We start from the raw sequence: 13,058 nt of genomic DNA on the forward strand, positions 1-13,058 counted from the left end.
ATTATTTCCGAAGAGCTGAGGGAAATTTCGGAATTTGCAGCTTCAATTGATTATAAGTAATAAGTTACTGCAGAAATTTAATAGCTTCTTTGTGTCCTTGCGTCTTCGCAAGAGATAATTAATGAACGGAACATGAGCTTTTCCCTTATTTGCAGCATGAGTGTTACATCACGAAAACGTTTGCGTGGATTGTTTAGTTCACTTACTTTAAACTTAGTATTACGATATGTAATTTGCCCCTCAACAAGCAAAGCCTATGTACTGCCAACAACCGTACTACACCAGTTAACAGCCCATGAAAAGCTTTTTAGACCAGGATTTTTTACTGAATACCAAAACGGCGCAGCGTTTATATCATGAATATGCGGCGCAGCAGCCTATTATCGATTACCATTGCCACTTGCCGCCCGACCAGATAGCTGACGATATCAACTTTGAAAACATAACCCGTATCTGGCTTTATGGGGATCATTACAAATGGCGGGCTATGCGGGCCAACGGCGTAAACGAAGCTTACATTACCGGTAACAAAACCGACGAGGAAAAATTTATCAAATGGGCCGAAACAGTACCTTATACCTTAAGGAACCCCCTTTACCATTGGACACACCTCGAGCTGCAACGCTACTTTGGAATAACTGAATTGCTCAGCCCCTCATCGGCGCGGAAAATATATGCTGAATGCAATGAAAAACTGCAGTCGCCGGAGTTTAGCGTACGTAATCTCTTAAAAAACAAAAATATAGAAGTGGTGGGCACTACTGATGACCCCCTGGATAACCTGGCCCATCATCAAAAGCTGAAACAGGATAACTACGCTGTAAAAGTACTGCCTGCTTACCGCCCGGATAAAGCGATGAACGCTGATGATGTTGCCGGGTTAAATAAATATATCGATCAGATGGAGTTTGTTACCAATACTTCTATATCCGACATTGATGGATATTTATCAGCCTTAAAAGCAAGGCATGATTATTTTGCAGCCAATGGCTGTAAACTATCTGATCACGGTTTGGAGCAAATTTATGCGGAAGATTATACGGATGCTGAGATTGCAATCATCTTTAACAAAATAAGAAATAACGGGGCCTTATTACCGCTTGAGATCCTGAAATTTAAATCGGCCATGTTGTACCACTTCGCCATTTGGGATCATGAAAAAGGATGGGTACAACAGTTTCACCTTGGCGCTTTGCGCAACAACAATGCCCGCGCGCTGGCCAATTTAGGGCCTGATACCGGTTGGGATTCGATAGGTGATTTTACGCAGGGCAGGTCGCTATCCAAATTCTTTAACAGGCTGGATACTACCAACCAACTGGCTAAAACCATCATTTACAACCTTAACCCTGCCGATAACGAGCTTTTCGCTGCCATGGTGGGTAATTATAACGATGGCTCGGTTGCGGGTAAAATGCAGTTTGGTTCGGCCTGGTGGTTTCTGGATCAGAAGGATGGCATGATTAAACAAATGAACGCGTTATCAAATATGGGCTTGCTGAGCCGCATGGTTGGGATGCTTACCGATTCGAGGAGCTTTATGTCGTTTCCAAGGCATGAGTATTTCCGCAGGCTTTTATGTAACCTTTTGGGAGATGATATGGAGAACGGCGAGTTACCTGATGATATAGCGTGGACAGGCAAGATAGTGAGTGATATTTGCTATTTTAACGCTAAAAACTATTTTGATTTTTAAATGAGCAATACCCAAAATACAAAAGGAAGCATACTGTCATTTGGCGAGTTATTACTACGGATATGTCCGGATGGCGATGGCCAATGGTTAGCAGAAAACAAATTGCCGTTTTTTATAGGCGGCGCGGAGTTGAATGTGGCAAACGCCCTGGCTTTATGGGATTTGCCTGCCAGGTATTTTACCGCTGTGCCCGAAAATGAACTAACCGCGCAGATCCTGAATTTTCTTGAGGAAAAAAGAATTGATACTTCTGCCGTTTACAGGCATGGGAACAGGATAGGGCTGTATTATTTAACCCGCGGTAAAGATTTAAAACACAGCGCTGTAGTTTATGACAGGGCAGGTTCGGCCTTTGCCGACCTGAAACCGGGTATGGTTGATTGGGACCAGGTGCTTGATGGTGTAAGCTGGTTCCACTTCAGCGCGATATGCCCGGCATTAAGCCAACAGGCTGCCGATGTTTGCCAGGAAGTTTTGCAAGCCGCATGCCGTAAGCATATTACTATCTCCGTCGATCTCAATTACCGGCCAAAACTATGGCAATACGGTAAAAGGCCGGTAGAGATTATGCCACAGCTGGTTCAGCACGCCGATATTATTATGGGTAACGTTTGGGCTGCCGAAACCATGTTGGGTATCGAGGTAACACCCGAAATGCACGAGTCAGGCCAGCAAAGCATTTATTTAAAAGAAGCGCTGTTTTCATCAGAAAGAATAATGGATGCTTACCCGCGCTGCCGCGCGGTTGCCAATACCTTCCGCTTTGATGCCGGGGCCGGTATTGAATACTACACCGCGCTTTATACCGGCAACCGCTTTTATCATTCGGCTACGTATACAACTGATACCGTTGTTGATAAGGTGGGCAGCGGCGATTGCTTTATGGCAGGCCTCATTTATGGTTTCTATCAAAAACACGATCCGCAGCAACTGCTTGATTTTGCAACCGCGGCTGCCTGGGGCAAGTTATCCATTTTGGGCGATGCCACAACACAAACAGTTGATGAGGTTTATAACACAATGAAATAATGAGTAAAAAGGAAATTGCATTAACCGCGATCATTGAGCAAGGTACACTGCCGTTATTTTTTTACCAGGACCCGGAAGTAAGCCTGCAGATAACGCGCACGCTTTACAGCGCCGGGATCAGGGTATTTGAATACACTAATCGCGGGGCGGCGGCGCTTGCGAATTTCAAAATACTGAAAAATGCCCTGGCCAACGGCGAAATGCCCGGCCTGGTGCTTGGTATAGGTACTATAAAAAGCTTTGAAGAAGCTGAAGCCTTTATTGATGCCGGTGCTGATTTTATCGTATCGCCTATTGTTAACCCGGCGGTTGGTAAAATGGCGGCTGAAAAAGAGCTGCTTTGGATTCCCGGCTGTATGACACCTACCGAGATTTACACCGCGCAGCAACACGGCGCGGCCTTAATAAAGATATTCCCGGCCAATATTTTAGGGCCGGAGTTTGTGTCCTCCATCCGCGATTTGTTTGCCGGGCAATTGTTCATACCAACAGGTGGGGTTGATTTGAACAGCGAAAGCATCGGTACCTGGTTTAAAGCCGGGGTATGCGCGGTGGGCATGGGGAGCAAACTGATCAGTAAAGCGGTGCTGGAAAATCAGCTGTACAATCAGCTTTATGCCGATACCGTTAAGCTGCTTGAAATGGTGAAAGCCGGTAAATAGCCAATTAAAACCAATTATAAATGAGAGAAGAAAAAGTTGGCAATTACAGGTGGGTTGTAGTTACCCTGTTGTTTTTTGCAACAACAATCAATTACCTTGACAGGCAGGTTATCGGTTTATTGAAGCCAACGCTCGAAAAGCAATTCGACTGGACTGAAAAAGATTATGGTTACATTGTAATGGCTTTTTCAACGGCTTATGCCGCGGGCTTACTATTGTTTGGCAATTTTATAGATAAAATAGGCACTAAGCTTGGTTATACCATTTCATTAATTGTATGGAGTTTGGCTGCAATGTTACATGCTGCCGTTACAAGCACGTTAGGCTTTGGCGCTATAAGGGCTGTATTGGGCATAGGCGAATCGGGTAATTTCCCGGCGGCAATCAAAGTAGTTGCCGAGTGGTTCCCGAAAAAGGAGCGTGCGCTTGCTACCGGCATCTTCAATTCGGGCGCTAATATAGGCGCTGTGGTAGCGCCCATCATGGTGCCCTGGTTATTGGGGGCCTATAACTGGAAAGTGGCATTTATTGTAACCGGGGCAGTTGGTTTTATCTGGTTGCTATTCTGGTGGTTTTGCTATGAAATACCATCAAGACATTCAAAGATAAGCAAGGCCGAGTACGAGTATATCCATAGCGATGCCGAACCGGCTGTTACAAACACCGGTACAGAAACTAAAGTAAAATGGATCAGGCTATTCTCATACAGGCAAACCTGGATGTTCATTATCGGCAAATTACTTACTGATCCTATTTGGTGGTTCTTCCTTTTTTGGCTGCCATCTTATTTCTCGGCTACCTTTAACATTGATTTGAAGAAGCCAAGTTTGCCATTGATATTGGTGTATACAGCCACATCAATTGGCAGTATCGGCGGCGGATATTTGTCTTCTTATTTCATCAAAAAAGGCTGGCCTGTTTTCAAAGCACGTAAAACAGCCATGTTTATATTCGCACTGTGCGTGCTGCCCGTCTTCTCTGCAAAATACGCCACAAACGTTTGGCAGGCGGTTGGTTTGATTGGCCTTGCCGCTGCCGCGCACCAGGCCTGGAGCGCCAATATTTTTACAACCGCATCAGATATGTTCCCGAAAAAGGCACTTAGCTCAATAGTAGGCATAGGAGGGATGGCCGGTTCGGTGGGTGGGATTTTATTTCCCTTGCTGGTAGGTAATATTCTTGAATTTTACAAAAAATCCGGTCATGTTACGATAGGGTATAACATCATATTTATTATTTGCGGCTGCGCGTACCTGGTAGCATGGTTTATTATGCATCTGTTATCTCCTAAAATGAAGCAGGTTGAATTGGATTAGTCATTTTGGTCATTGCGTCATCAGGTCATTTTAATCATGCCTGAGAAAAATAACCAAATGACGCAACGCAAATTACCCAATGACCAAAATGTAAAACGGATAGGCTGTTTGCCTATCCGTTTTATGTTTATACCGCCTGGGCTGCGAGTTCGTCAATCCAGCTTGAAAGATACGGCTCGGTACCGGCTATCCTGATCCAGGCTCCATCACTCTCCCTCGCGATAACAAGGTGCAGTGTTTCATCTATCGATTTAAATTCATAAGCTTCGGGGTAAGCATCCGTGCTCACGGCCTGGGCAAAACCATCAATAATGCCATCGGTACCTGTGAGGGTAGCTTCAAATTGTTGTTCCATATTTTGCGTTTTTTGTTATGCTAACAAGCGCCCCGTGGCTTCTGTTTTAACACATAGCTATGATTTGTATTGCAATATTTGTGTAAATGTCAAAAACGGAAAAATCGTGTACATTAAAACTTTTAATATATTGCTTACGTTCTCTTAACAATTATAAACCGAATGAACAGCAGGCTTAGTACAAAATATTTCCAGGTATCCCAAAGGGTATGGGGAACCAAACTCCTATTTGTAAACATTTATATGATCGCCAACAGACCGGGCGCAGCCAGGGGCTGGATATTGGTTGATACAGGCTTGAAAGGTTCGGCCAACAAAATTATTAATATGGCAGAAGAGTTGTTTGGCCCAGGCACAAGGCCGGCAGCTATAGTGCTCACCCACGGCCATGCAGATCATGCCGGTGGTCTCGAAGAGCTTTTAAAAATCTGGGACGTACCGGTTTATGCCCATGCCATGGAGTTGCCTTATTTAACCGGTTTATCGTCATATCCGCCTGCCGATCCGTCTATAAAGGATGGGCTGATGAGTGTTTTGTCTGCTTTCTTCCCGCTCCGCCCGTTTAATTTCGGCAGCAGGATAAAAGCTATTGATATGGAGCAGGGCATTCCTGAATTGCCTGAATGGAAAGTTGTACATACCCCGGGGCATTCACCCGGCCATATTTCACTTTTTTTACAGGTAAACTCCACTCTGATTGCAGGCGACGCCTTTTCAACCACCAAAGCCGAATCGGCTATATACTCTTTCGGTTCTATCAGGAAACTGACCGGTCCGCCAAGATATCTTACAACCGACTGGCCCGCTGCAGCCGAATCCGTTCGAAAATTGGCTGGTTTGCATCCGCGCACGGTGGGCGCGGGCCATGGCCCGGTAATGCGCGGCCGCGAGTTCAAGGAAGACCTGCGCGAACTTGCCGATTATTTCGAGGAAACAGCCGTTCCCGCTACAGGGCGTTACGTCGGGCATCCTTCAACTGCCGACGAGATGGGTGTAAAATATATTCCCCCGCGTGTAACCTCCGGCTTGTTAAAGGCATCGGTGGGTATTGCAGCGGCTTTAACCGCGTTTTTGATTGTAAGGGGGGTACAGAAGTAACAGAAGCCGAGTTGCAATTTTTAATTTCAACCGCCGGGTTTAATTTATCTTCAATCATATAACCAACCCACGTACGTACAGATAACGTATTATCTTAAAAAAGTCGATTTAATTAGAATTCCTGTAAAGATGCAGTAAAAGATCACTTGAAATATCGGGGCTCTATAACGCAGGAGCCCTTTGATTGATCATTCCGGGATGCTGTTGAAAAGCATCAACCCTACGTTTGTCAGCCTGCCAATTATCAAGGTTTTTTATAGTTTGATTGGCTATTTGCTGCAAGGCTTCGTTGGTTAAAAAAGCCTGGTGCGGGGTTACCAATACGTTTTTATAGGTCATCAGTTTTTCAAGCAGCGGGTCTTTATCGGTATCATGTTGGTGTTGTTCAAAAAACAGCCCTTTTTCCTTCTCATAAACATCAATGCCAAGATACCCTATTTTTCCCGATTCAAGGGCCTGTAAAACTGCTTCGGTATCAATTAAGCCGCCACGTGAGGTGTTCAGGAGCATTACCCCATTCTTCATCAAACGTAAAGTGTCCTCATTAATTAAATGGAAATTTTCGACGCATAGCGGCGCATGTAATGAAATGATATCAGAGGTAGCCAGCAATTCGTCAAAAGCCGCGGGTTCAACACCCGGCTGGTTTACGGTACTGAAAGGATCGTAAACTATTACACGGCAGCCGAAACCACTAAATATGGAAGCAACCGCCTGGCCGATGTGCCCAAAACCGATAATCCCGACCGTTTTACCTGCCAGGTTAAAGCCCATGAGCCCGTTCAGCCTGAAATCAAAACGGTGACAGTGTTCGTTCGATTCGAGAAGATGTCGGTTCAGGGCAAGTGCCATGGCAACAGTATGCTCGGCAATGGCTTGCGGCGAATATTCCGGAACGTTAGCAAGTTTAATGTTTTTGCGTTCCGCGGCCTCTTTATCAATATGATCGGTACCAACCGACCGGGTGGCTATATATTTAACGCCTAAGTCTGCCAAGCGGTTAATTACATAGGCGGATACATCATCATTGGTAAAAACAACTACGGCATCTTTGCCCTCGGCATACGAAGCGGTTTCAGCGCTTAGTGGATTCGAAATCAGGGTTATATCATGTTTTTTTTGATTTGCCCTTGCCAGGAATTCTTTTTCAAATTCCTTAATACTGTAAGCTACAACTTTCATATGCCTGCATTTTGTATAATAGCAAAGTTACCGGGAGGCGCATGTTTATGGCATGAGCGTAATCAGTTGCAAAAGTGATGCTTGTCAGTTTTTTGTTCTGACCGCTTCATTTAAAAGCTATCGGCGGCAATATCGGTCAGGTATACACGAAACTATATCAATGTACGAACCACAATAAAAAGATAAGCGATAATTAGTAAATTCGATTTCGAACAAAAATAAAAAAACGCTGCAACGAATTGCCTGGCAGCGGAGTCTTATCGTTATTAAAGCCTGACCCATGCTCAAAAACTATTTAAAAATCACCTGGCGTAACCTGTTGCGTCAAAAAACTTTTTCGCTCATCAATATCCTGGGGCTAACCATTGGTATGGCCAGCGCAGCGCTTATTTTATTATGGGTTCAGAACGAGCTTAGCTTCGATCAGTTTCACGAAAAGGGCGACAGGCTTTATTCTGTCTATAACCGGTCGAAATTTGATGGAAAACTTTGGTGTTGGGAAACCACCCCTAAAGTTATGGGCCGGGTAATGAAAGCGGAATTGCCGCAAATGGAAAAGGTAGCCAGGGTTACCAACGCCAATTTCTTGTTTACCATTGGAGACAAACGGCTAACGGCGAATGGCGACTTTACCGATGCCGATTTTCTTTCCATGTTCAGCTTCCCATTGATCAGCGGTGATCAGAAAACGGCTTTAAACGATATTCACAACATCGTGATAACCGAGAAGTTTTCAAAAAAACTTTTTGGAGAAGCTAACGCGATAGGAAAAACGGTTAAAATAGATAGCAATGCTTATTTCAAGGTTACGGGTGTAATGAAAGATTTGCCGAATAACACGCGCTTTGATTTTGAATACCTGTTGCCGTGGTCATACCTTAAAAAAATCGGGCAGGATGATGAGTATTGGGGCAATAATTCTATCCAAACGTTTGTGCTTTTGAAGCCCGGCGTAACTGAAGCTAACGCCAATGCTGTTATAGAGAACTTTACAAAAAACCATTCCGACACTAAAGATATCCAGCAGTTTCTGCACCCGGCCGGCAAATGGCACCTGTATTCGCGTTTTGAAAACGGAAAAATTACAGGCGGAAATATTGAGAAGGTTAAAGTTTTTACATTAATTGCCGCGCTGATCCTCATTATTGCTTGTATCAACTTCATGAATTTGAGTACGGCCAGGAGCGAAAGCCGCGCCCGTGAGGTGGGGATCCGTAAAACTGTAGGCGCGTTAAGAGGCTCACTCATCTGGCAGTTTTTAGGCGAATCGGTTTTAATTGCAACCATTGCCGGCATATTTGCCGTTATAATTGTACAGGTTAGCATGTCGGGCTTTAACCAGCTTACGCAAAAGCAACTGTTTATTCCCTATAATAATCCGTATTTCTGGATTGTCGCACTCGGCTTTATCCTGGTTACCGGTTTAATTTCCGGAAGTTACCCAGCCTTGTACCTTTCCTCATTTAAGCCCGTTGCCGTGTTGAAGGGTACTTTTAAGGCAGCTAACGCGTTGGTTACGCCACGCAAATTGCTGGTGATTGTTCAGTTTACTTTTGCCGTAATTTTAATTATTTGCACCATTATAATCCGTCGGCAATTGCAATATGCGCAGGATCGGGATACCGGGTATAAAAAAGATAACCTTGTTTACAGTTTTATGTCGGGCGAGATTGAAAAGCATTATCAGTCTATCAAAAACGAATTACTTTCAAGCGGCGCGGCAACGTCTGTATCCAAAACAAATTCGCCCATTACCCAACGTTACAGCGATAGCTGGGGCTTTAACTGGCCGGGATCGACACCCAATAATAAGGTAGATTTTATTATTTACACCACCGACGGCAGCCTTGTTAAGACTATGGGGCTTAAGCTTGTAGCGGGCAGGGATATAGATCCTGTAAACTATCCTACCGATTCGACTGCATTATTGGTTAACGAAGCTTCGGTTAAGATCATGAACCTTAAAGATCCTGTTGGCAAAATAATAACCCAGGGAGAGGGTAAAGATGCCAAAGCCTGGCATATTGTTGGCGTTATTAAGGATTTCATCATCAGTTCGCCGTATGAGCCGGTACAGCATATGCTGATACAGGGGCCAAGCTCCTGGTTCAACATCATTCATTATAAATTGAATAATGCCAATACTACCAAAGAAAATCTGCGCCGCGCCGAAGCTATATTTAAAAAGTATAACCCCGATTACCCCTTCGAATATAATTTTGTTGACCAGGAATATGCAAAGAAATTTGGCGATGAGCAGAGGATGGGAACTTTGGCCAGCCTTTTTGCGGGGTTAACAATTGTTATATCCTGCCTTGGGCTGTTTGGGCTTGCTGCTTACATGGCGCAAAACCGGGTTAGGGAAATAGGTATCCGTAAGGTGCTCGGCGCTTCGGTAACAAGTGTAACCGCTTTGCTTTCGCGCGATTTCCTGAAGCTGGTAGCCATCTCATTTTGCATTGCCGCGCCTTTAGCCTGGTATTTAATGTTCCAGTGGCTAAAGGGATATAGTTACCGCATCAGTATCAACATTGGGGTGTTTATAATAGCAGCGGTTTTAACATTGCTGATATCTGTTTTAACGGTGAGTTACCAGGCCATCAAGGCCGCCTTAGCCAACCCGGTAAAAAGCCTGAAAGGTGAGTAAAAAGTAATATACCGCAGGCTCCAATATTTGTATTTATAGATCAGAGGCTTTTTTCGATAAGAAAGGAGCCTTTGGCGTTATATGGAGCTAAATCAAGCGGGTATCTCTTGTTTTTTATGACAGGTGAATTGTTTGGATCTGCATTGGTTTTGATAGGAGGGATTGTTCTTTATAATTCCGGAACCGCCTGCGCCGGACAAGTGACTTGAAAATTTGACATCACGGCGCTGAAAATTTTTCAGGAAAGAATGATATTTTTTCAGTCTTGAGGGTAAAAAATCTATTGGCACAGGTGTTGCTTAGGGTTAAGTAGTTTAATTAACATTATAAGTTTTAATCATTATTAAATTAAGGAGGAAAGACCTATGACATTGGTTAAATTTAATCCCGCTAAAAACAACAACGGTTCGCTTTTACCAGGCTTTAGCGACGTGTTCGATTCCATTTTTAACGACACATTCTTTAACGATCGCATGATCAGCAGGGTGCCTGCGGCCAACATCAGCGAGAGTGAAGATCATTTTCATGTAGAACTTGCCGCTCCCGGTCTCAAAAAAGAAGACTTCAAACTTAATCTCGACCGTAATGTGTTAAATATTTCGGTTGAAAGCCGCCAGGAACAAAACGATCAGCAAAAAAACTATAGCAAGCGTGAATACAGTTACGCGTCGTGGGTGCGCTCTTTCACTCTTCCGGAAACTGCCAATGCTGAGCAGATTGATGCTACCTACACCGATGGCGTACTTAAAATTGATATCGCCAAGCGTGAAGAAGCTAAAGCAGTTCGACGCCAGATTGAGATCAGGTAACGATAATAAGGTTAATTTGACAAAAGGCTCCGGAAACGGGGCCTTTGCTATAAGTTTGAATATATGGAAACGCCATTTTATATATCATTCAGCTTGAAAACACCAACAGGCTATGATGTTATCTGCGAATTTGCTATAGGCGATAACCGGGAAATTGCCTATGCCTTATTTGATAGTTTGCACGGCGAAGAACAATATAAAGAAAATGACTTGCTTCATATCAACCTTATAGAAACGGTTGAAGCCCTGCCTGTAAAGATCAGCAGCAAGTGTTGTAACCTTGAAGAATTAGGCTGCAATACGAAAATTATCGTCCGCGAATTGTTCCGGCAAAAAAATCTTAAAAATTATGAAGAGTAGGGGAGCAGTCCGTTAGTTACATTAAATGATGCATCTAAAGGCAGATGCATCATTCATTCAGGCAGATCTTACTTATACTCAATCACAAAATCCTCAACCGGGTTACGCACTTTTTTCATCGGTGCCAGCCAATCATTTTCGTCACGGTACCCTAAGTATAACAAGGTTACGCTTTTCAGCCCTAAAGATTTAAGGTCAAGCAATTCATCAACAAGCGCATTGTTAAACCCTTCCGCTGGGGTGCTGTCAATTCTGAGCTCGGCCGCTTGTGCAATGGCCAGTGCAAACCCAATGTATGATTGCCTTGCGGTATGTATAAAATTTTCCTCGGCAGTTTCATTCAGATAAAGATTTTTAATCTTATCTGTATAGCTGCCAAACCTGCCGCGGGGTAAACCTCGCTCGTCGGTGATGCGATCATAAATGGTATCTATCCGTTCGGCGGTGTACCTGTCCCAGGCCGCAAATACCAGCACGTGCGAACAATCTACCATTACCTCGGGGTTAAGCGAGCTTGGGGCGAGTTTTTCTTTAATCTCCTGATTGGAAACTACCAGTACACGGAACTGCTGCAAACCCGAAGAAGTAGGCGCCAACCGTGCGGCCTCTACAATCTTATCGATATCTTCCTGACTTACTTTTTTAGTCGGATCATATTTCTTGGTGGCATATCTCCACTTTAAATCTTCTATTAATGACATCTATAAAAAATTAAATGAAGCGGGCTCAAAAATCTAAACCCGCTTTTTGATGAATTAGTTATTAGTAACCGCCAATTTTACTTCCACATTACCGCGGGTGGCGTTAGAGTAGGGGCAAACCTGGTGAGCTTTGGCTACCAGTTCGTTCGCCTTATCCAGTTCAACTTCTTTGATATTAACGTCCAATTCCACAGCTAAACCAAAACCACCGGTATCATTTTGACCGATGCTTACTTTCGCGGTTACGGTGGTACCACCGGCAGCAACCTTCTCCTGCTTGATCACCAGATTCAGGGCACTGTCAAAACAAGCCGCATAACCTGCAGCAAACAATTGCTCGGGGTTGGTATAATCGTCATTGGCACCGCCAAGCGCTTTAGGCATTCTAACCTCAAGGTCTAACACGCCGTTGCTGCTTTTTACATGGCCGTTGCGGCCGCCTGTCGCGGTTGCATCCGCGGTATACAAGGTTTTCATTTCTTGATGAGATCTTAAATGTGAATATTATTTTAACCTGTTGATCATTTTTTCAGCTACACCTTCAGACGAGGCCGGGTTTTGACCGGTGATCAGTAAGCCATCTTCAACCACATGTACGCCCCAGTCTTCCACTTTGCTGTAGTTTCCTCCCAGGTGCTTCAGCTCATTTTCTACTAAAAAGGGTACCACCTCAGTCAGCTTTACAGCTGCTTCTTCGGTATTTGAAAACCCGGTTACGTTTTTGCCTTTTACAAAAGGGTCGCCGTTCTCAAATTTTACGTTTTTAAATACACCCGGAGCATGACAAACAGCGCCTACTAATTTGCCGCTATTGTAAAAATCGAGTATCAGTTGTGCCGATTTGGTATCATTAGCCAAATCCCAAAGCGGGCCATGGCCACCCGGATAAAATAGGGCATCAAAATCTGTTGCATTCACATCGGCAAGCTTATAGGTGTGAGCAATAACATCCTGCACCTTTGCATCACTGTAATAGCGTTTGGTAGCATCGGTTTGCGCAGAGGGCGCCTCGCTGTTTGGATCGATAGGTGCCTGTCCGCCTTTTGGGGTAGCTACCACAACTTCGTAACCTGCATCGGTAAATTTGTAATATGGGGCTGCAAATTCTTCTACCCAAAAACCTGTTTTGTGGCCGGTATCGCCCAATTGATCGTGAGAGGTAACTACAAATAAAATTTTCATTGTCAGATTTTTTTAATGTTA

Annotated in this window: 13 protein-coding genes; 8 read left to right on the top strand and 5 right to left on the bottom strand. The window is 44.2% G+C overall.

The annotated features are described in order from the left end of the window. The first annotated feature begins 295 nt into the window (after positions 1–295). Genes uxaC through LX99_RS07775 form a run of 4 tightly spaced genes read left to right on the top strand, consistent with a single transcriptional unit; the run spans position 296 to position 4,703 of the window. Positions 296–1,696, top strand: coding sequence for a glucuronate isomerase (gene uxaC / locus LX99_RS07760; protein ID WP_109607336.1), 1,401 nt, complete (start codon positions 296–298; stop codon positions 1,694–1,696). Beyond that, positions 1,697–2,725 carry a sugar kinase gene (locus tag LX99_RS07765; RefSeq protein WP_109607337.1) on the top strand — a complete coding sequence of 343 codons (1,029 nt, stop codon included), beginning with the start codon at positions 1,697–1,699 and terminating at the stop codon, positions 2,723–2,725. Beyond that, positions 2,725–3,387, top strand: a complete 663-nt coding sequence (locus LX99_RS07770; protein ID WP_211318974.1) for a bifunctional 4-hydroxy-2-oxoglutarate aldolase/2-dehydro-3-deoxy-phosphogluconate aldolase — start codon at positions 2,725–2,727, stop codon at positions 3,385–3,387. The genes LX99_RS07765 and LX99_RS07770 overlap by 1 nt, the downstream gene beginning before the upstream one ends. A gap of 20 nt (positions 3,388–3,407) precedes the next feature. Next, positions 3,408–4,703 (top strand): MFS transporter, encoded by a 1,296-nt coding sequence (locus tag LX99_RS07775; RefSeq protein ID WP_109607339.1) that lies wholly within the window; start codon positions 3,408–3,410, stop codon positions 4,701–4,703. 127 nt (positions 4,704–4,830) lie between these two features. On the opposite strand, the gene LX99_RS07780 is transcribed toward LX99_RS07775, so the two are convergent. Beyond that, entirely contained in the window at positions 4,831–5,058 is a 228-nt protein-coding gene (locus LX99_RS07780) for a hypothetical protein (protein WP_109607340.1), read from the bottom strand. Between the two features lie 162 nt (positions 5,059–5,220). Here LX99_RS07780 and LX99_RS07785 point away from each other — a divergent pair, with 162 nt between their 5' ends. Beyond that, positions 5,221–6,156 (top strand): MBL fold metallo-hydrolase, encoded by a 936-nt coding sequence (locus LX99_RS07785; RefSeq protein ID WP_109607341.1) that lies wholly within the window; start codon positions 5,221–5,223, stop codon positions 6,154–6,156. A gap of 162 nt (positions 6,157–6,318) precedes the next feature. Here the strand turns inward: LX99_RS07785 and LX99_RS07790 are convergent, their stop codons facing one another. Continuing rightward, on the bottom strand, positions 6,319–7,338 hold the full coding sequence (locus tag LX99_RS07790) for a 2-hydroxyacid dehydrogenase (RefSeq protein ID WP_109607342.1): 1,020 nt from the start codon (positions 7,336–7,338) through the stop codon (positions 6,319–6,321). Positions 7,339–7,618: 280 nt separating this feature from the next. On the opposite strand from LX99_RS07790, the gene LX99_RS07795 reads away from it, so the two are divergent. From LX99_RS07795 to LX99_RS07805, 3 genes are all read left to right on the top strand, one after another. Then, a complete protein-coding gene (locus LX99_RS07795; RefSeq protein WP_022833857.1) occupies positions 7,619–9,985 on the top strand; it encodes an ABC transporter permease in 2,367 nt (788 codons plus the stop codon). A gap of 365 nt (positions 9,986–10,350) precedes the next feature. After that, positions 10,351–10,794 (top strand): Hsp20/alpha crystallin family protein, encoded by a 444-nt coding sequence (locus tag LX99_RS07800; protein ID WP_109607343.1) that lies wholly within the window; start codon positions 10,351–10,353, stop codon positions 10,792–10,794. 63 nt (positions 10,795–10,857) lie between these two features. Continuing rightward, positions 10,858–11,154, top strand: coding sequence for a hypothetical protein (locus LX99_RS07805; RefSeq protein WP_109607344.1), 297 nt, complete (start codon positions 10,858–10,860; stop codon positions 11,152–11,154). Positions 11,155–11,222: 68 nt separating this feature from the next. Here the strand turns inward: LX99_RS07805 and LX99_RS07810 are convergent, their stop codons facing one another. From LX99_RS07810 to LX99_RS07820, 3 genes are read right to left on the bottom strand one after another with little or no spacing between them, the layout of a single operon-like run. Next, positions 11,223–11,855, bottom strand: coding sequence for an NAD(P)H-dependent oxidoreductase (locus tag LX99_RS07810; RefSeq protein ID WP_109607345.1), 633 nt, complete (start codon positions 11,853–11,855; stop codon positions 11,223–11,225). Between the two features lie 54 nt (positions 11,856–11,909). Next, the gene (locus tag LX99_RS07815; protein WP_022833861.1) at positions 11,910–12,332 is read right to left on the bottom strand and encodes an organic hydroperoxide resistance protein; all 423 of its coding nucleotides are present in this window, start codon (positions 12,330–12,332) and stop codon (positions 11,910–11,912) included. 27 nt (positions 12,333–12,359) lie between these two features. Further along, positions 12,360–13,037: a type 1 glutamine amidotransferase domain-containing protein gene (locus tag LX99_RS07820; protein WP_109607346.1), complete on the bottom strand. Its 678-nt coding sequence runs from the start codon at positions 13,035–13,037 to the stop codon at positions 12,360–12,362. Positions 13,038–13,058: the final 21 nt, after the last annotated feature.

It is taken from the genome of Mucilaginibacter oryzae (assembly GCF_003148845.1).
In the GTDB taxonomy this organism is placed as follows: Bacteria; Bacteroidota; Bacteroidia; order Sphingobacteriales; family Sphingobacteriaceae; genus Mucilaginibacter; species Mucilaginibacter oryzae.